Consider the following 20,620-nt stretch of genomic DNA (forward strand, 5'->3'; position numbering starts at 1 on the left):
ACTAACCTAAATTATAAACGTTAAGAAATTTACTGAGTGGAAAAAAAGGCAAAGAAACCCTAGGGTAGCTAGCATTCAAATTCTCCCTTGTTCTATTTGACGTCTTTTGATGTCTTGAACGCTTTATAAGCGCGTTTCTGCTTGTATAGGTAGAAACCTAAAAGTTTTATAAAGACATGAGGTGCACATAGTGCAAAAAATTAAGCATGATTTACGCCAGATACAAAGTTCCCTTTGTCGTTTTAATCTGCAGATTGCGAAGATAAATAAATAGCTTCATCTTTATGATAAGAGGGCTGGCGGAGGGTGTCAAGGAATTCTTATTAAAACTAAAGAGCTCAAATGAAAGAAGGTAAACTTTAAAGTATACATTTAATAGCGCTTTCTATGAGAGAAAGCGTATTATCTATTCCATAAAGCTTTATGAAAGATCCCATTCTTGGACCGGTTTTTTGGCCAAGTAATGCTTCATATAATAGCTGAAACCAATCACGTAAGTTGGTGTAATCATATTTTTTTCCAATAAAAAATACCTGAGATTGAATTTCTTCAGCAGTAGCAGTTATAGATAGAGAATGTAAAGTGTCCTTCAAATCTAGTAACGCTTCTTTCTCTTTTTCATTTGGAGTTTTATACGATTTTGTTGGCTTGATAAAATCGTGGTAATACTTTACTGCAAAGTCTGAAAGTCTATCAAGCATTTTATTATTTTCTGGTGTAACGTTCGGTGCATAAGAGGATATAAAACCCCATAGGATCTCTTTGTTCTCGGCGTTGCAAGCCGCTGCTAGGTTTAAAAGTAGTGAGAAATTTATGCCTGAAGTTTCTATATTGGGAACATTGCCCTGGTGAATGTGCCAAGCAGGATTATTTATATCCTTTTCTTTGTTCTCATTATAACGCTTAACAAACTCTAGATACTCATCAGTTGATTTTGGTATCACATCAAAATATAAACGTTTAGCTTTTTTAGGACTCTGAAAAATGTACAATGCTAAGCTCTCTGTTGGTGCGTAAGTTAACCACTCTTCAATTGAAATGCCATTTCCTTTTGATTTTGATATTTTCTTTCCTTCTTTATCAAGGAAAAGCTCGTAGCAAAACAGAAGTGGTGGCTTTTCTCCAAGTATTTCACATATTTGACTTGAAAGCACAGCAGATGGAGTTAAATCTTTTCCGTGAGCTTCGTAATTTACTCCAAATGCGGCCCACCTCATTCCCCAATCAGGTTTCCATTGCAGTTTACATTTTCCTTTTGTCACTGGAACTTCTATTTTTTCCCCGTTTGGGTCTTCATATGTGATTGTTCCTTTCTCTGTATTTGTTTCAATTACTGGAACTTGTAAAACTTGAGAAGTTTTTGGGCATATTGGCAAGAATGGACTATAAGTCTGCTGTCTTTCTTCCCGAAATGATGGAAGCATTACGTCCATCACTTTATCATAATTTTTCAGTAAGAGTAAAAGTTTTTCATCGTAAACGCCAGATTTATAACACTCTGTTGCACTCCTGAACTCGTATTCAAATTCAAACATATCAAGAAATTTACACAACAATGAATTCATATGATGACCATAACTCTGATGAGTGCCAAATGGATCAGGTATCATAGTCAATGGTTTATTTAAGTGCTCTCTTAGCATCTCTTGATTTGGCACATTATCTGGTATTTTTCGCAAACCATCCATATCATCTGAAACTGCAATGATTTTGGTTTTTATACCAGGAGCTATTTTTTTTAATGCATTTACAATAACTGTAGTGCGGAAAACCTCTCCAAAGGTTCCTATGTGGGGTAAACCAGAGGGTCCATAACCAGTTTCAAATATTATTTCTTTTTTATTAGGAAACTCTTGCAATATTTTTTCTGCTTCTTGAAATGGCCAACTTGTCATTATCGAGATTAAATAATGTATCTTAACTTAAAGTGCTACTAGTTTCAATGGATTTTTAATATAATGATATAGTATTAGTGTAGAGCTATTATTAGAAGGTTAAAGATATGTCCACAGGTAGTATACAAACAGATCAATTATTCAAAGGTCTTACAAGACCTGCAATGCTCTTTGGTGTGAGTTATATGTTTGCAATATTAAACGTCCTGATTTGCATGCTAATTTTCATTAATTCAAATGATTTGAGAGTGATTCTCTTAATGTTACCAGGTATACATGGACTTGGTTATATAGCTTCTGCAAAAGAACCGTTGTTTATTGAATTATTTATGGTAAAATTAGGAAAGTGCTCGAAATGTTTAAATCGTTTTTATCATGGAGCCAATTCTTATGATATTGCTTAACGTTGTGTGATGCTGAGGTTTAGGGCTGTTCAATCAAAGAATAAATCTACTCTGAGCAGGGAAGTTCACGCTGCTGAATTTATTCCCTATTCTTGCTATTGGAATAGCACAACCTTGATGACAAAAGAAAATTGGTTGGTTAAAGTTATAAAATTAAGAGGTTTTGCATTTGAAACCGCCGATGACGAGGATTTAGTCATACAGAACAACATCAGGAATCAGATGCTAAGAAGCATTTCATCTCCGGCATTTAGTTTGTATTTTCATACTATCAGACGTAAGAAAAATATTTTTTCTGATGAATTTGCAAGTCAAGGTTTGCCGAATTTTTTCGCTAATCACGTAAATCTAAAATGGAGAGAAAAACATGCAACAAGGCAATCATTTATTAATGACCTATACATTACGATTATCCGTAGAGCGGACACAAAAGGAGTAGAATTTTTGTCACATCTACTAAAAAAATTCGGACATGTAACTTCAAAACATGCTTGGGAAAGTGATATACGTGCCACGTATGAAGATTTAGAGGAAACGACAAATCGTGTAGTGACAAGCCTTAGAAATTATTCGCCTAAAATTCTTGGAGTAAAAGAAACTCCAGGTGGTTTGTTCTGTGAAATAATGGAGTTTCTATCTAGAATTGTAAATTGTGGCTTCGTTACAAATACGCTTTTTCCGCTAAGAACTGAAATATCAAGATACTTACCAATACATAGGTTATTCTTTGGCCGTAAAATGATACAGGTTGTGACTCATAATGAGAGTAAATATGCTGGAATAGTTAGTATAAAAGAGTATGGAAATAATACTTCTGCAGGAATGCTTGATTCATTTTTACAACTTCCTTACGAGTTTATAATTACGCAATCTTTTCAATTTACAAATAGGCAAATGGCGATTGGAAAAATGCAGATACAGCAAAATCGAATGATACAGTCTGCAGATAAAGCTATTTCTCAAATAGCAGAAATTTCTCAAGCACTTGATGACGCAATGAGTGGTAAGATTGCGTTTGGTCACCATCACCTGACTATTTTATGTATAGCAAAAAGTCCTAAATCATTGGATAACGCTCTGTCATTGGTAGAATCTGAGCTTTCTAATTGCGGTGTTTACCCTATTCGCGAAAGAGTTAACCTTGAACCAGCATTTTGGGCGCAAATTCCTGGTAATTTCGATTATATAGTGAGAAAAGCTACAATAAGTAGTCTTAATTTGGCTGGATTTGCATCTCAACATAATTATCCTACTGGCAGTAAATTCAATAACCACTGGGGAGATGCCGTTACAGTTTTTGACACGACATCTGGTACTCCATTTTTTTTCAACTTTCATATAAGGGATGTTGGACACACTATGATAATTGGCCCAACTGGTGCTGGTAAAACTGTTTTAATGAATTTCCTGTGTGCCCAAGCAATGAAGTTTTCTCCAAGGATATTCTTTTTTGATAAAGATCACGGTGCAGAGATTTTTTTGAGAGCACTTAGTGGTATTTATACTGTAATAGAACCAAGAACTAAAACAAATTTTAATCCTTTGCAACTTGATGACACCTCTGATAATAGAACGTTTTTAATGGAGTGGATAAAGTCTTTAATTTCGGTATATAATGATAAATTTACTTCAGAAGATATTGCACGGATTAATGATGCAATTGAAGGAAATTTTAAATTAAGAAAAGAAGACAGGTTCTTGAGAAACCTCGTACCGTTTTTAGGGCTTGCAGGTCCTGATACTCTAGCTGGGGCAATATCTATGTGGCATGATAATGGTTCTCATGCTGCAATATTTGACAATAAAGAAGATTTGCTAGATTTTTCACGAGCAAGAGTATTTGGTTTTGAGATGGCTAGCTTGCTAAAAGATCCCGTTGCTCTTGGACCGGTCTTGATTTATTTATTTCATAGGATTAGTATATCTCTTGATGGTACTCCATCTATTATCGTTCTTGATGAGGCATGGGCGTTAATAGATAATCCAGTTTTTGCACCCAAGATAAAAGACTGGTTGAAGGTACTGAGAAAACTAAATGCTTTTGTGATTTTTGCTACTCAGAGTGTTGAGGATGCAAGTAAAAGTGCTATTAGCGATACGCTTGTACAACAAACAGCGACACAGATTTTTTTACCAAATCTGAAAGCTACTAGTGTCTATCGGGATGTTTTTATGTTAACTGAACGTGAGTATATATTAATTAAGCACACAGATCCAAGTACTAGATTCTTTTTGGTGAAACAAGGAGTTAATGCTGTAGTAGCTAGAATAGACTTAAAAGGCCTGGATGATATAATCAACGTATTATCCGGACGTGCAGAAAGTGTTCTATTGTTACACGATATATTAAATGAAGTTGGGGACAACCCAAAAGTATGGTTGCCTATATTTTATCAGAAGGTAAAAAATGTTTAAGACTAAGCTGTCATTGCTATTAATTGCGATATTTTTACTAAATATAGACTTTTTACTCTCATATCCAGTGCTTGCAGATGGAGTAAGTGGTACTGACAAGACAGAATTTGTTAGCAGATTTAATTCCACTGGCAGTTTTAGTCGTGCCTCTAATCCTGATTGTGGAGCGTTTAAAACAGCTGCAGCACTTGCTGGAATAGCGATTGCTGTTGGCGCAATATTTACTGGCATTGTTTTGATCGTTTCTTCTGCTGGTTTGTTTACCGCTCTTGTTATTGTTGGAATGATAGCTGCAATTGTTGGAGTCTGGAAAGCGATAGGAGGGCTTGTTGTTTGTGAACATAGTTTTGTTAAACACCCAGTTGCACGTGATCATGATGGAAAATACAAAAATTTTAAATTAGAAGACACAGGTTATAGTGGCTGCACCAATGAAAATTACCAAACAGAAGAGGAATATTTTTCTTGTTTGCAAAATAAAGCTCGGGAAGACGTGAACAAAAAAGATTATGACGGGAAAAGAGCAGAAAAAGAAGCCTTAAATTCTAACGTTCAGGAGAGTACAGAGAGTTATTACTGGCCAAAAAATGGTGTGCAATACAGTGAATATATAGAAGTATGTCATCGAAACCCTTTAACTTTTGGTAATCTTTTTAATAAGGTAGACTTTAATTCCAGAGGAAAACCTGGATACATAGACTTTGATGTCAGGGAGAAAGACACTGGATACGTAGATGGGTCATGGTCCTCGAAGGTTGATGGTGGTCTGGAATGTAGAGTTCTCAAAGCAGGACAGAGCGAACCCATACATGGAGCTACATTCAAAGCAGTGAGAAAAACGGGCAGATTATGTGTGGAGTTAGCCAGTGTTAGCATGCTTGGTATCGAAATGACTCCTTGGCCGCAAGGGGTTGATATGGGGTGCACGGAATTGCCACCTGACCCACTTGCTCCTATGTGTGAAAAATCTGTGATGATATTCAAAAATAAAGATGGTACAGGAGAGGAAAAAGTTCCTATTGGTAATAATGATGACTATAAAACTATTATCAGATCTAAAGAAAAAAGACTCAACGGACAAGGGGGGAAAATTTTTGTAGGTTATGATAATGCTGGCTGTTTTAGCTCGTATGTTTCTGAAGCTTGTTATAACCAGGCAGGGAGTAAATCATTAGCTCCTATTCCCGTAACTTCTATGATAGTGCAATGCATTAAGGAATCGTTAGATAATTTAGTTGCAGGTAAAGGTGCACCAAATGGTGAGAGTTTTATATCTGTAGCACAGAAAAGGCTGAAAAACACTGTAACTGCTGTTTTAGTTTTAGCTTTAATACTGTTCTCTATAAAAGCCATGTCTGGTGGAGTTCAGAGGCCTCAAGAAATGTATATGTTGATCATAAAATTCGCTTTAGTGATTTACTTCACAACAGGCAGTACCATGTCTCATTATTATGGAGAATTAACTCGTCTCTCAAATGGTTTGTCAGAGATAGTGCTAAAAGCATCATCTGAAAGTAAAGGCATATGTAATTATAAAGCAGGTACAGATTATGAATATACTCGTGCAGGAAAGAGGGTATCTTACAGTTATCTTGCACCTTGGGATAGGCTTGATTGTAGAATTTTATTTTATTTAGGTGCCCCTTTAGATGGAATTGGTGGCAAAATTGGTACTGGAGGTGTTGCAACGTTAGCAGTCTTGCTTGGTGCTGCTCCTGTCTTATTAGTTGCAGGTTCGGTAATCGGTATTATTTTTGCTGGTGGACAAATGTTAGTAGCTCTTGTCTGTATATTTATGGCCGTTCTGATGATGATGGTTATTTTGTGGCTGTGCTATGTATTTATTTTATCTCTAGTTGCTTTAAGTGTAATCATCATTTTATCACCTTTGTTCATTCCTATGGTTTTATTCCAACACACCAAAGGATATTTTGAAGGCTGGGTGAAAGAGTTGATTACCTATAGCTTATACCCGGTTATCCTTTTTGCGTTTTTGTCCTTTATGTTCATAGCATGTGATAAAATCTATTTTAAAAATTTAAATTTTGAACTGGACGAGTCATATAAAAATGAACAACCGGACAAGTCATATGAAAAGAAACAAGCAGAAATCTCATATAGTAAGAAAAAACAGTGGTTTAAATTGAAAGATGGGGAATGTGATAAAAATGAAACTACTCTTGCATGTATGATGCAAAATTATAGCTTTAAAAAGAGCAGCATACTTGGTCTATTCGACTTTACATACATGGAGTTTGGCAGCTCTCTCATCGGAGAATTATTAAAATTGTGTTTAGTATTATTCCTCTTTTACCACTTTTTAAACATTCTTCCTGGCATGGCTGCTGAACTTGCTGGTAACCATAGAGCAGCACTTGGCTCAGCTCAGACACCTGGACAAATGGTGGGCAAAGCTTTATCTGCTGCCAAAGCTGCTGCTGGGGGTGTTGCTGGAGTTGCTGGTGCTGCTGCTAAGAAGTTGAGTGGTGGAGACAAGAGTAAATCTCGAGGTTCTGGTTCTAGTAGCTCCGAGAGTGTTAATAAAAGCACTGAATGAGTTGGATTTATGCTAAAATTTTTGCTGATAATACCGTTTTTTTTTCTGTCAGGCTGCGGGGAACATCACTGTATTAAGCCAGAAAATTTATCAGGTTTGCGTGAAAAACTAGATATAGTGTCAACAGAGCAGAAATGGGTTGATTCTGGTGTTAATATCTCAGATAGAATAAGAGTAACAGAGATTGATATAGTGCCTAGTAAGGTTAATTTTTGTCCTAAGCAGTATGCAGATTTTGCAATTGGGCCTGGGAGAAATGACGTTGCATTACCATTTGCACTTAAAAAAGGCGATACGATAAGCTTTAGTGTGATTGGAAGTAAAGTGTGTAAAGATAAAGAGAGTGAGACAAAAATCAGGTATTTGAAAATCGACGAAAAGTGTAGCGAGCAAGAAACGGAACATTTTGCACATGTTTTAAATCAAGAGAAATGCCAAGGTGGCAAGGATGGGATATGTCCTAATAAATATATAATAGGCGATGCGCAATGGTTGAGTGGAAGAGAGTACTGGTTTTCGAAGTTAGATCAAGATGAAAGAAAAAAGGAAATTGAAAATATTATTAACTCTATAAAACAAGGAGAGAATATAGATTGCAGCAAGCTTTCAGAGAGCAGTGCAAGTAAGATAGATACGCACATTTTAAATTCACTCTGTAGACGTATATGTAAATTTTCTTCTGGTCGTAGAGGCGAGGATTGCGTGTATATTGAATATAATAATATAGAAATTGAGCTATTCAATGCTTTAAATTCTAGTGGTGAATCTGTTGTTGCTGAAATTATTAGTAACGTATTAAAGGGAAAACAGGTAAAAACTGACATTACACTATTACGTGCTTACATGGATAATGAGAATTTTGAACACATTCCAGGAGGTGGTTTATGCACTAATTGTGATCACAAGATAAGAGATAACTATCGAACACCAAGATTAATTTTTAGTTTATGTAGTAGAAATGACAAGTACTGCTACGATCAAAATGACAAAGGTGGTTTCAATATAAGAGTAACAAAGAACCACAGTCTAGAAAATAGCTTGTATATAAGCGTCTCTGACAAACTTCCTGAGCATAAGCCTGGTGAAAACCAAGCGGATATATCTGTAGATATCAGCAAAGTTCATGATACTGAGTACATGGAAGGCTTAAAGGAAAAGTTAAAAGAAAAAAAAGGCACCATATATTATGGAATAAGAGACCATGGCTGCGATTACAAAAATGAAGGTCAGTTTAGTATTAACCTAACAACTAAAGAGCCACCTACAAAAACTTTTAGTGCAATATATAATTTCTTTGATGAAAAAGTGAAAACTGCATTTTTCGGCTCTAATTATAAAGACCCTAACGCAATTCACTCTGATACTAGTCCTGTAAAGTCTCTTTACGAAAGTTTTATAAAATCAAGCAGAACAAATACCATTAGATCTACTATAATATCACTATTAGTACTATATATAATCTTATATACTCTTTATTACTTTTTTGGATTAACTCATATTTCTATATATGAGTTTTTAATTATATGCGTAAAGATAGGAATCATCGCCAAGCTATTGCAGGATAATAGCTGGGACTTTTTTTATAACAACGCATTCTCTATATTTATTAACACTCCAAAACAACTAATAGAAATAGCAAATTTTAGAGGCACTACTTCAAATGTTTTTGAGTTTCTTGATTTGCCGCTCAATAGGTTCTTGTCATCGCATTCAGTATTGTTAATAGTATCTCTTATATTTTCTGGCCCTTTGGGCCTTGTATCTTTTTGCTTGGTGATTTGGGGTTTAATCACAGTGAGCTTATCTATTTTTAATGCCTTATTTTCTTTTATTACATCTATAGCAATAGTTGCGTTATTACTTTCTTTAGCACCTATTTTTATTATTTGTCTTTTATTTGCGTATACTAGGCAGATGTTTCAAAACTGGGTTAAAAATTTAGCAAGATTTGCAATTCATCCAGTGGTCCTTTTAATTTTTATATCACTGATAAGTCAGGTTATGGATTATATTGTGTATTCAGTATTTGATTTTGAGGTCTGCTCTACATGTATACTTAATATTAACCTAAAGATTTTTAACCCTTGTATTTTTTATGGTTATGCTTCCAAATATACACCTAATATTACCGCTATGATGGCTTTTGTTATTTTGGGACACGCTATGAAAGCTTTAGTTGAAGCTTCTTCGGCAATATCTGACTCGTTGTTTGGTGCTTATGTAGCAAGCGAACCTGGAAGACAGTATCAAAAAAGCTTAATGGGAACAGTAGGGTTAGATGAACAAAGCGTTCAAAGAAGAGAAAGAGGAGATGCCTCTCAACAGTCAGGTACGTCAAAACCTCAAATACCACAAGGGACTCAAAGGTCAACGCCTCAGATACCACAACCAGGAAGACAGCAATGATAAGTAAAAGATCACTATTATTGATACTGTGTCTTGCAATCACTGGTTGTAATATGGATTGTGTCGAGCCTGGGTTGCAGAGCAAAAACACCAGCGTTAATGTGGATGTTCCAGTTCGTAAAGCCGATAAAATTCATTGGGTTGATTCTGGTCAGGTAATTAGTCAGGGTGAGAAAATCAAATTCACCCTCGATGGATCAGTAAATTTTTGCCCTTTTAAAGAAGACAAAAATCCAAGGAAAGTACTTGTGCCAGCTAGCTTTTGTGCTGATGGCTCAGAACCAAATTATAGTAAGGCTGCGGATATTAATAGTGTACCTAACAATTATGGTGTTAATGAAAGTAAAAACGAACTATGTGGTGGCAAAGGATTTGGCAGCAATAGACGTTATGTGGACACTGGAATTAAAGTAAATCCTGGTGACAAGTTAAGCTTCAGCTTAGTTCCCAGAAAAATAACAATTGATTACGACAATCCAGAAGGGAAAGGCATCAATTTTGATGACAATTGTTATAAAGCTGTAGAAAATGACCGTAAGGAAACTGTATATAAGAAAGCTACAGTGAGTGAAGTACATCAGGGGGGAGAGTTTTTTTGTGATGGTAAAGATGGTACAAAAAATAAAATACAATTTTTACCTCTTGATAAAACAAAAGCAAAGGAAAGCAAAGTGCTAGTTGGCAATGGGTATACCCCATATGATAATAAGGTGCATTTTAATAAAGGTTATATTCAAGACAACGAACCATGGGTATATGGTTCACTACTTGATTTACGCCGCGCTAAAATAGGATTGAACGAGTTATGTGATGGAAAAAACTGTAGTCTTGATGAGAGAAAAAAGTACTCCTCCTATGAGCTTAACTGTTACCATCAAAATATATGCTATACTGAGAAGGGTATATGGAACTATGGTTTAGGTCAAGCAGGAGAACGGAACTGTGTCTCCTCTATAAGGTATAAGAAGTACGATAAAGGAAATAAATGTGATATGTATTCTTATCTAGAAAAAATGGAAGGGAATGTTAAAGCAGGTAGTTTTACTGAAGATGATAAATCTTGGGCTGAGGCTCTTGTTGCAAAAATAAGCGATCCAGGTGATGCAAGTATTTCTGAAGGCAAGCGTAATGATATGAAGGGCGATGCTAAAGGTATTCAATGTCTTCCAAAAAGAGGAGGAGCAGGAAAGGAGAAAAATGATAAACTAGTATGCTCAAAAATCAGTGATAATTTTGAAGATTTTTCCTTAAAATTAAATCATGACTATCCAATAGGAAGTGTAACACCTGGTAGCAGTGTGATGCTTGCCATTGCAGATTATGGTCACTATGGAGCTAATAGAGGTGGGTACCATGTTAAAGTGACTAGATCGTGTGAATATATCAATGGCAAAAAACTGTATGTGTATTTGGGTGATAACCCGCCAGGGGATCCATCTGCTCCAAAGACTAATGATTTCAAAAAAGTAGAGAACTTAGATAAAACAAAGGATAAGGTATATTATATAATAGATGGAGGTCTTTTAACAGATGAATGCAAAGACAAAAAACCTATAACAGATGAATGCAAACCTAAGAAGATATATTTCGGCATCAATGTAAGCAACGTAGAGAAAGATGACATTACGGACAAAAATGGCAAATATTACGAAAACAATAAGTATAGTGTAACTTTATTTGTCAAAAGAAAAATTAATGATTTTATTTCATCGAATGTAAACGGGGTATTTAAATTTATAAAAGAAGAAGTAATTGGGGACAGCGTTAAAGATTCATACAAAGGATATGCAAGAGGTCTTCTTCAGGGGGTAAGAGCTTTACTTACTCTATACGTTATATTTACTGTCATTGGCTATATGCTTGGAACAATACAGCTAAGTAAATTTGATTTCATTGTAAGGATGTTCAAGATAGCATTTATAGCTTTTGCCTTTAGCGATAGAAGCTGGGAACTCTTTGGTACAACTTTATCCAGACTTTTTGTAGATGGTAGCACTTATTTAGTTGATAGCTTTTCTGGCTATATAGGGGAAGGGGGGAGAAAATTTGCATTCTTAGACTTGACAGCAGGAGTATTATTCACAACAGAAACTTGGCTAAAGTTTTTATCGTTGATGCTCTCTGGTCCTTTTGGCTTTATTGCATTTTTGGCAATACTCTATGCTACTTTTATGTTCTTAAAATGCATTATTAGCACTACGTTTAAATATGTAATATCTACTGTTCTAGTGGCGTTTTTACTGTCATTAACACCTTTATTTATCGTATTTATTCTATTTCAAAAGACTAAACCCTTGTTTGATAATTGGATAAAAACGTTGGCTCATGTTTCATTAGAACCAGTCATTTTATTTTCATTTTTATCTCTTTTAAATCAGTTGATGTATTCAGTTTTATATAACCTCACAAATTTTTCTGCATGCTATCAATGTTTAATTAGCGTAAATTTCTTATCGTATGATCTGTGCTTGATGAAATCAATACTGCCTCTTGGATACAGTCCTGGCACTAGCGTTGATGTTGCACTCAGTACCGGAGAAAGGGCTGGTGGACACTTTGCAGCATTACCTATAGACCTAATCCAGGCGTTTATATACCTCATTATTGCCGGTGCAATGGAAGCTTTTGTTTCTATATCGGAAACTATGGTACAAACACTATTTAGCTCTGGTTATGGAGTTACTGGCGGTGTTGGTACAGTTGCTAAGAGCGCATCGCAAGCTATGCTGTCAACCGTTGGCCTTGATGATAAGACCCAAGGTATTATACAGAACATTAGGCAACAAGTGGGTAAAGATCGGACGGAAGTTGACGTGAAGGATAATTCCATGAGCCCTAAATCTGAAATACCAGAACAATCAGGTAAGCAAGAAGGTCCTGATAAAAAGGAGAGGGGGAGCTCTAAACCTGAAGCACCAAAACAATCAGGTCAGCAAAAAAATCCTGATGAAACAATAAGAAGTGATCCTAGTGATAAAGTTAAAAACAAGGAAGGAAATGGAGAGAAGTAAGATATGAATGATGTTATGGAGTAACTAATTAAAAAGATATTTTAAGTAAAGTTTTAGAAATTTATTCTGTATTTGGAAAAAGTTTAGATATGCAATCACGCTTAGGCAAATGTTGGTTTAGGGTATTACTTCTTGCAGCTTATGTGCTGATCACAGGTTGTAGTAAGAACGATATGCCTTTTCCAAGGTGCATATCTGCTGACTATTTTGGTCCTGAACCTATTGCAGTAAGCGCTCATTTTTCAAGCGATCATGATGCTTTTATTCCAGAAGGTGAAGATGAAAGCGTTATTGATCCTGACACTGGTGAAATTAATTCTGGTTTTCACCATAACCAAGTGGTGAAGTGGAAAGATACTGGATTAGAAACCAATGGAGATAGCTTAATAGTGCGAGTAAATGGTGCATGGACATCTTGGAGTAATAATAACAAGAAGGAATCTAAAAAAGGCAGTTATACCTTACAAAGCTTGGAGCAGTTAAAATATGCAACTAAATTTGAAGGTAAACAAAGTGATAATAGTTTACCTAATTTTCACTTAGTTTGTAATGATTATAAACCTAGCATACAAAAATTTTCAAGTAAGTCTGATACAAGTTGCACTGTAAATTGCAAGTGCATTAATGAAGATGATAGCGCAAATACAGTATCACGTGGTGCTCCATGTTGGTTTACCAATGGTCATGGTGCTTATCTTTTGTTTCAAACGGGGAAAGATGATCCTAACGAAAATCTAAAGTTAATGCGCGATCCTCAATATCCTACTGTACATCTAGGTTACAACTCCGTGGCAGAAAATGGGAGCGGTCTTTTTACTTTAGACAGAGATAGCACTAAATTAAAAGACAGAAATTGTAACCCGGTGAAATTAAAAAAGGGATGGAAAATATATGTAAAAATATTAGATAGATATTACTTAGATAATGTAGGTGGCTACTCTTTTGAGTTCTTAAGTGGAGTGCAGCAGCCAAGTAGTTTTGGGTTTTTTGATTACATTTATAACTATCTAAAATGTGTATTATTGATTAACGAAAATTGCAAAGAACATTTTAATAGCAATGATCCTGCAGTTGCACAAGCTATGTTCGAAAATATAGCTGAAAAAAGTACGAGCTTTCACAATTTTGTTCTTTCCTTGCTTGTTCTATTTGTAATGATTTCATCGCTTCTTTATCTTTTTGGCATGATACGAGAAACTAAGCATGATATGCTCATCAGAATGATGAAAATCACTCTAGTAATAGTGCTTATATCTCCTGGAAGTTTTAGATTTTTCTATGATCATTTTCTTGTTTTATTCGTTAAAGGTCTTGAACAATTGATAAGTGTAATTACTAACTTTGCTCCCAACATGAACACCGGAATTATTGCTCAAGGAGATGAAGCTAAGTTGTTTAGCTTCATGGAGGACATGTTCAATAAATTTTTTGCTTATTCTGTTTGGAAAAAGTTTGCAGCGTTTTTACATTACCAAATGTGGGCAAGCCTTCTTATGATACCGGCAATTTTCATAGGGATTGTGCTATACTTCTTGTTGTGCTTGTATGCTTACATAATATTTCTCTCTGGCTTTATGGGTATAGCTTTTCTTATAGCTATCATGCCACTGTTCCTGATCTCTATTTTATTTTCACCGCTGAAAAGTCTATTTGAAGGTTGGATAAAATTCTGTATAAGCTTTTGTTTACAGTCGATTATGATATTTACCCTGCTGTCATTGCTGGCTGCTATTATAATGAACACCTTTTATAGACAACTAGGTTTTACTGTATGCTACAATAAATGGTTCGAGGTAAAGTTATGTGCTCCAAAATGGGTGTTTGGCGGTTTTTGTATCGTTGATAAGCAGTACTTTGGTTGGACCCCAGGGCAAATTTTTGTACCTTACACTCTTGGAGAAGCTTCTTCTCTTAACATAGATAAAAGTATAGAAGGTATAGAAAAGATAAGCAGAGAAGGTGGTACAATAAAATTTACTGGAGGCGCTGGATATATCCCGCTTCCACCGGATTACCCTAAAGATAAAAATGGTGAACATATAAAAGGGTTTCGTTATATAGATTATCCTTTCTTTAATCCAATGCCTGGAACTAAAGATAATCCAGCAGACCACTATATTGCAGAAAGTGATATGGTAGTTAGTAATGGCTGCAGTGCAAAAGATCTAGTACGCTTAACAAATAGTTTATCCCATGCATCAGAGAGGGCTGACATTATATTACTGATCAACAATATAGAGAAAAGGATAGGTGATGTTAGTGAAATAATAAAACGCTACTGTCAAGATATAAATAAATGCAATAGTTATAGGGAAATAATTAATGAAATAAGATCTTTAGTGCGGAGTGCGGTAGAAAAACAAGGTTGTAGAATACTGAAACTTCATGATTTATATAAGGATCCCAACAGTGAATACTGTCAGAAATGTAAAGATTGTGAGGATTGCAAAAATTATCAAGAAAATAGCGATTACCAAAGGGTGCAAGACATACAGAGAGGTTATTTAATCAATGCAGGGGAAATCTTTATACTATTCTTGCTTTCATTTTTAATGTTCTCCTTACGCACGTTCGTACAACAAATGGGCTCAAGTATCGCTGGTGGTGGATTCAGCGTTTACAATATATCTAGTATGTATCAGGCATCACCTTTGACTGGCATAATCGAAGGATTCAAACAGCAGTGGCAAAATTTTGCTGGTAGAGGACTTGAGTCTTTAGGCAGTTGGGCTACTCATTTACCGGATAGATTAGCCGGAGGTGCAGCTAATCTGCTGGGGAGAGTACCAAGAGTTGGAGGAGTGCTGAAATACGCTATTGATGTGCCACGTAAATTTGTAGGTGCTACTATTGAAGCAACAAAATTTGCAACATCACCTAAAAATGACGTTGATAAACTTGAGGAAAAAATCTACAGGGCATTTGGAGTTGATAAGGAAGATATTACGCATAGAAGGATCGGTAAATATTTAGAATATTACAAAGGATATGTAGGATCACATTTGGGCTATACAATAGAAGATGCTATGAAATTTACTTGGGAGCATGGTCTTGACTCTATAGGAAAGCATGGCTATGATCATAACCTACTCTATAGAGCAAAAGAATATAGGCGAGATTTCTTAGAGAAGCTTCATGATTACACTATCGGCCGTAAGAGAGAACCAGAAAAAGACAATCCTGATCAATCAAATAAGGTAGAACGAGAGTTAGGCACGGAACTAGTAAGAGATAACCATGATCAGCCACTAGAAGAAGGCGACCCTCTTCGACTACGAGGGGGAGGTCAGCCAGATAAGGTAGTACGAGAACTAAGCACAGAACAAGAAGACAAGCCTAATCAACTACAGCATGATCAGCCAACAGAAGAAGATAAGCCTGATCAATCAAATGAAGTGACACGAAATTTAGGCACGGAACCAAAAGGCCCAGATGAAATTGATGATTTTGGATCTGCTTTTGAAGGTATGGAAAAACGTGCTGAAAGAGAAGGCAGAAGAAGTCAAAATAAAGTTTACAACCTCTCACCACTTTTTGAAATGAACACTCCAGAAGCTGTAGAAAAACGTGCTGAAAGAGCTAGAAGAAAAGAAGAAAGAGATCGAAAAGACGAAGTTTATAATCTTAAGCCTTTATTTAAAGAACCAAAAAATCCAGAAGAGTACGTTAAGGCACTTTTTGAAATGAATACCCAGGAAGCTATAAAAAAACGTGCTGAAAGAGAGGAAAAAAGAAATCGAGAAGACAGTAAAAGGAAATTACCGGAACCAATGAGGAAACCAGATGCAAAAGGAGATGAGAAGAGGATTGAAGATGAAGACTAATAAAAATTTCAAAGGCCTTGATTATTATAAATTGCAGCAAGATGATGATGGCAATATAAAATTAAATAATTATGATGACGTTTTAAATGTGCGTAGGGCGAGAGTAGATCTACTATTAGACAACACACCAGACAACAATATCGACCTCACTAAATTAAATAAAGCTTTGAGTGAGAAATTTGTAGATAATCATAGTTTATTGTCTGAGTTTGATAAGGAAGACAAAGAGATTGTACAAGAAAGGATTAAGGTGTTTAGTATTTTAGAAAGTCTTGAAGACCTTAAAAGCGTGAAAAGTGAAGATCTGTTAGAGGTTAGCTTACTGCTGTCAGATCTTAGCTTCATAGAGAGAAATGTTGTACTAAATACCGATCAGAATTCTGATCTAGCAGGATTTAAAAACCTATTTATTGAAAAAAAAGCATCTGGTGAAGAGTATAGTGAAGAAGAATGTAGAGGCTTTCTTGATAATATAGATAAAATCAATACTATAATTAAGTTAGAGTTAGAAAGCAGAATTGAAGGGCTAAATCATGATGAAAAAAATGATCATGATGATTTACAAGATGAGATTGGTCAAGCAATTAATGCAGCAGGCAAATCAGAAAAAGATAACTGATGAGTCTTGTGTTTGTGTTTTTCTTACAAGCGACTCGATAGCTTCTCTCTATTAAACTGCTAAAGCCATATTGACATTAATCATATAGTATAAATAATTAATTATTTTGGAGCTTATTTAATATGCTACGCATCATTGCAGGCAAATATCGCGGAAGAAAAATAACTACAGGTAAGCATTTAGCTGCACGGCCAACTATGAGTATTGTCCGAGAAGCAATATTTAATATGCTTTCCTCAAGGAAACCTATTTATAACTTGAATGTACTTGATTTATTTTGCGGAAGTGGCTCTTTTTCATTTGAAGCGCTTTCTCGCGGCGCTAAACATGCATTCATGGTGGATTCAGATTATTACAATTTGCAACTGCCTAAAAAAACAGCAGAAGATTTTGGAATTACGAACAATGTCACGCTAATTTGTTGTAGTGCTAACAAATTGCCACAACCTATTTCAAAGTGCGATGTAGTTTTTATAGACCCACCTTACAATAGCAATCTAGTTGAATCAACGTTGAATGGACTAGCTCACTCAGGCTGGTTAAGTGATGATGCATTGATAATTCTAGAGATTAGGAAAAACGAAGATTTTGAGTGCAATAAAAACTTCAGTATAATCTTGGAACGCACCTACGGTATAGCGAGAATAATTTTTCTTTCTCTATTAACTTGAACTTGCATATACTTTTCATTGATGAGTTCCAGTTCTATTTTCGTCAAGTTTCCGGAGAAATTACTTATTCTGTACTGCCCTAGATCAAAATTTTTATTAAATTCAGAGTCTATTAAATATTCATGTGCTTCTTCAATAAATTTATTTTCTTTTTCTTCGTAACTGGTGTATTTTGTTGTACCATTATTATCCTCACGATAAACTAAATGTTCTTTATGATCAGCATGAATATTTTTATTTTCACAAACCTTTTCAGGATCGTGCTCAAGTACTTTTCTACCAACAATCAATAGCTTATAAGAAATTTCCTATGATTCCTTTTAAGCGAGTTTTGAATTTTTGAAATGTCATGACATTGTTGATACGGTTATCAAGAAACGATAAAGTATCCACAAAATCTTCTGAATAATCATTGATAAAAAAAAGTATCGTACTTAAGTACACTCCAGCTAATATTGCTCTTTTTGTATAGTAGTTAAAATCTGTTGATTGGTCATAAATGCCATACCAAATCGCACTAACAGTTCTGTATAAAAGTTTACTAGAAAAATATGTATTTTTTGATGATACAGGGAATAATAAAACATTTTTTAAAAGTTCTCTATAATTTGGTAGCTTAGCGTAATTTGAAAGGCGTATTTGAATGGCTAACTTTACTCGCTCTCGCACTTTCATATCTTCTAAATTAGAATTCCTTAGTTCAGTTTCCATTGAGCTATTTAAGTCCTCTGCTATGTGCTCCAAAGCGCTATATATTCCATTCTGAAATTTGCAAAAGCTATTAGCTAGATTAAGGTCAGTGCACACCTTTAATAGGGTTTCATCGCTTATCCCTTCAAATGGAATAACCCTAATTAGCTTATCTATTATTAACTTTTGTTCCACGCAACATTATACTAAACAGCATGTGTGATTGTACCTGAGATTTTCAAACATTCTACAAAATGCTTCACCACGTTCCTCGAAATTTTTCCATTGATCAAAAGAAGCACACGCGGGAGAAAGTAATATTGTTACTTCTTCTGTGCTATTTAAGGCCTCTTCAAAAGCCAATCTGAATGCATCTTCTAGATTGCAACATTTAACATAATCTACTTTATTCTCCATAACATTTGCAAAAGCTTCGGTTGATTCTCCAATAAGAAAAGCTTTTCTAACCCTTGTAAAATGCTTGCTTAATGATTCTATTCCACCTTTTTTGCTTCTTCCACCAACGATCCAATTTATGTTTTCATAAGATAAGATCGCCTTTTCGCTCGATTTTGCATTAGTTGCTTTGCTATCGTTCACGAAAAACACATTTCTTATTTTGCCAAGCAGTTCATTCCTATGCCTCAGTCCTGAAAAGGACTTGATTCCATTGATAATAGTGTTGCTATCTACTCCAAGTACCTTACATACGGCATATGTGGCTGCTATGTTTTCTGCGTTGGATATTAGGTTTATTTTCACGTCGCTTACTGATAAGCTATGATTCTCTAGTTTTAACGAGATCTTCTGGATCCCAGTGCCCCTTTTGTCATCCAAGTAGCTGACACTGGGATCCAGATAATTTCGATCTATACCAGTAATCTGTTCACTATAATCAAGCAAATTGTTACCTGCCAATGATATTAGATCTCTTGCACCACCCTCTGTCATCTGAGTAGTTGGCAATGGTTTTTCTTTTCTGGATTCCAGCGTCACGCGCTGGAATGACATCGGGGAATATGTTACTGAGATTGGAATTTTGTCTCCAGTGAATTTGTTGAATATATCAGCAGTAATCTCATTGTCACATCCTATTACGGCAACCTCACTACCGTTTATCAGTTTTAATTTAGTTGCTATGTAGTTCTCCATACTTCCATGCCTATCTATGTGATCTGGTGTAATATTGAGCAGTGCTGAGATGTCCACGTTAATTTCATTCATCAACTCCAATTGAAAAGAGGAGAGTTCGATTACATAAATTTCTGCATCTCTTTCTAGATCCAAAACAGGAACGCCTAAATTTCCACCAATAGCTACTTTTTTCCCTGCAGATTTTAATATGTGCCCTATTAGTGATGTAGTGGTTGATTTACCATTTGTTCCTGTGACGCCTATTACCTTCTGGTTCGTAGTTTTAGCTTCAAGAAATAGCTCAATGTCTGATTTTATTTTGCAATCAAATCTCCTTGCAAGTTTTACTATCCAATGTGGCTCTGTTGGCACTCCAGGGCTTAAAACCAATGCACTGATCTCATGCCAATTGTATTCCTTGGGATGAATAAAATTACATTTTTTATACATCATTTTTGCATTTGCTATTTGCTCTTCATGATCATCCCATGCATACATTCTTGCACCACTCTTTGTTAGAGCGTTAATGGCGGATAAACCAGTTTTACCAAGACCAAAAACCGCGACGTTTTGATTTTTGTATTTGTTTAGTTGCACTGCTAGATAACTTATGCGAACCATTTTATAAAGATATCGTACAAATTACAACAGACTTCTTTTGTAGGTTACAACTGTCATTCAATAGAAACAAAAAACTTCCTTGACAAACTCCGCCAGTCCCCTTATCATGAAACTGAAGCTATTTATTTATCTTCGCAATCTGTGCAGGTTAATGACAAAAAACTTAGGGTACTTGGCGTCTCATGTTTAATTTTTCGCACTACGTGCATCGCATGTCTTTAAAAATTTTTAGGTTTTTACCTATATAAGCCGAAACGCGCTTACAAAGCGTTTAAGACTTAAAAAACGCCAATACTGAAAATAGACAATGACTAGGGTTTCTTTTGCCTTTTTTTTCATTTGGTAAATTTCTTAATGTTTGTAGCTAAAGCAA

General features: G+C 35.4%; 12 protein-coding genes. 8 read left to right on the forward strand and 4 right to left on the reverse strand.

Features of this window, described 5'->3' with window-relative positions; all coding sequences use genetic code 11:
- Positions 1–359: 359 nt before the first annotated feature.
- A complete protein-coding gene (locus AAGD93_RS05450) occupies positions 360–1,895 on the reverse strand; it encodes a lysine--tRNA ligase (RefSeq protein ID WP_341819251.1) in 1,536 nt (511 codons plus the stop codon).
- Positions 1,896–2,002: 107 nt separating this feature from the next.
- Between AAGD93_RS05450 and AAGD93_RS05455 the strand changes: the two genes are divergently transcribed.
- The 8 genes from AAGD93_RS05455 to rsmD all read left to right on the forward strand — a co-directional run bounded on the left by AAGD93_RS05455 (position 2,003) and on the right by rsmD (position 17,802).
- Positions 2,003–2,299: a type IV secretion system protein VirB3 gene (locus AAGD93_RS05455; protein ID WP_007548615.1), complete on the forward strand. Its 297-nt coding sequence runs from the start codon at positions 2,003–2,005 to the stop codon at positions 2,297–2,299.
- Between the two features lie 9 nt (positions 2,300–2,308).
- A complete protein-coding gene (locus AAGD93_RS05460) occupies positions 2,309–4,714 on the forward strand; it encodes a VirB4 family type IV secretion/conjugal transfer ATPase (RefSeq protein ID WP_341819918.1) in 2,406 nt (801 codons plus the stop codon).
- On the forward strand, positions 4,707–7,271 hold the full coding sequence (locus tag AAGD93_RS05465; RefSeq protein ID WP_341819252.1) for a type IV secretion system protein: 2,565 nt from the start codon (positions 4,707–4,709) through the stop codon (positions 7,269–7,271). The genes AAGD93_RS05460 and AAGD93_RS05465 overlap by 8 nt, the downstream gene beginning before the upstream one ends.
- Before the next feature lie 9 nt (positions 7,272–7,280).
- The gene (locus tag AAGD93_RS05470) at positions 7,281–9,677 is read left to right on the forward strand and encodes a type IV secretion system protein (protein ID WP_341819253.1); all 2,397 of its coding nucleotides are present in this window, start codon (positions 7,281–7,283) and stop codon (positions 9,675–9,677) included.
- Complete coding sequence (locus AAGD93_RS05475) at positions 9,674–12,688, forward strand: type IV secretion system protein (protein ID WP_341819254.1); 3,015 nt, start codon at positions 9,674–9,676, stop codon at positions 12,686–12,688. The genes AAGD93_RS05470 and AAGD93_RS05475 overlap by 4 nt, the downstream gene beginning before the upstream one ends.
- A gap of 89 nt (positions 12,689–12,777) precedes the next feature.
- Positions 12,778–16,512, forward strand: a complete 3,735-nt coding sequence (locus tag AAGD93_RS05480; RefSeq protein WP_341819255.1) for a type IV secretion system protein — start codon at positions 12,778–12,780, stop codon at positions 16,510–16,512.
- A complete protein-coding gene (locus tag AAGD93_RS05485) occupies positions 16,502–17,131 on the forward strand; it encodes a hypothetical protein (protein ID WP_065094405.1) in 630 nt (209 codons plus the stop codon). Before AAGD93_RS05480 ends, AAGD93_RS05485 begins: the two co-directional genes overlap by 11 nt.
- Positions 17,132–17,253: 122 nt before the next feature.
- Positions 17,254–17,802: a 16S rRNA (guanine(966)-N(2))-methyltransferase RsmD gene (gene rsmD, locus AAGD93_RS05490; protein WP_182319544.1), complete on the forward strand. Its 549-nt coding sequence runs from the start codon at positions 17,254–17,256 to the stop codon at positions 17,800–17,802.
- Here the strand turns inward: rsmD and AAGD93_RS05495 are convergent.
- The 3 genes from AAGD93_RS05495 to AAGD93_RS05505 are packed head-to-tail and all read right to left on the reverse strand — an operon-like array spanning position 17,760 to position 20,247.
- Positions 17,760–18,092: a hypothetical protein gene (locus AAGD93_RS05495; protein WP_006279274.1), complete on the reverse strand. Its 333-nt coding sequence runs from the start codon at positions 18,090–18,092 to the stop codon at positions 17,760–17,762. The two genes, rsmD and AAGD93_RS05495, sit on opposite strands and share 43 nt — an antisense overlap.
- Before the next feature lie 4 nt (positions 18,093–18,096).
- Positions 18,097–18,687: a COQ9 family protein gene (locus tag AAGD93_RS05500; protein WP_341819256.1), complete on the reverse strand. Its 591-nt coding sequence runs from the start codon at positions 18,685–18,687 to the stop codon at positions 18,097–18,099.
- A 6-nt stretch (positions 18,688–18,693) separates the two neighbouring features.
- The gene (locus AAGD93_RS05505) at positions 18,694–20,247 is read right to left on the reverse strand and encodes a UDP-N-acetylmuramoyl-L-alanine--D-glutamate ligase (RefSeq protein ID WP_341819257.1); all 1,554 of its coding nucleotides are present in this window, start codon (positions 20,245–20,247) and stop codon (positions 18,694–18,696) included.
- Positions 20,248–20,620 lie beyond the last annotated feature (373 nt).

The organism is Wolbachia endosymbiont (group A) of Brachyopa scutellaris (genome assembly GCF_964026995.1).
Classification (GTDB): domain Bacteria; phylum Pseudomonadota; class Alphaproteobacteria; order Rickettsiales; family Anaplasmataceae; genus Wolbachia; species Wolbachia pipientis.

Coding starts and splice junctions, on each gene's coding strand:
- AAGD93_RS05450 (WP_341819251.1), bottom strand. CDS start 1,895: ATGACAAGTTGGCCATTTCAAGAAGCAGAAAAAATATTGCAAGAGTTT.
- AAGD93_RS05455 (WP_007548615.1), top strand. CDS start 2,003: ATGTCCACAGGTAGTATACAAACAGATCAATTATTCAAAGGTCTTACA.
- AAGD93_RS05460 (WP_341819918.1), top strand. CDS start 2,309: ATGCTGAGGTTTAGGGCTGTTCAATCAAAGAATAAATCTACTCTGAGC.
- AAGD93_RS05465 (WP_341819252.1), top strand. CDS start 4,707: ATGTTTAAGACTAAGCTGTCATTGCTATTAATTGCGATATTTTTACTA.
- AAGD93_RS05470 (WP_341819253.1), top strand. CDS start 7,281: ATGCTAAAATTTTTGCTGATAATACCGTTTTTTTTTCTGTCAGGCTGC.
- AAGD93_RS05475 (WP_341819254.1), top strand. CDS start 9,674: ATGATAAGTAAAAGATCACTATTATTGATACTGTGTCTTGCAATCACT.
- AAGD93_RS05480 (WP_341819255.1), top strand. CDS start 12,778: ATGCAATCACGCTTAGGCAAATGTTGGTTTAGGGTATTACTTCTTGCA.
- AAGD93_RS05485 (WP_065094405.1), top strand. CDS start 16,502: ATGAAGACTAATAAAAATTTCAAAGGCCTTGATTATTATAAATTGCAG.
- rsmD (WP_182319544.1), top strand. CDS start 17,254: ATGCTACGCATCATTGCAGGCAAATATCGCGGAAGAAAAATAACTACA.
- AAGD93_RS05505 (WP_341819257.1), bottom strand. CDS start 20,247: ATGGTTCGCATAAGTTATCTAGCAGTGCAACTAAACAAATACAAAAAT.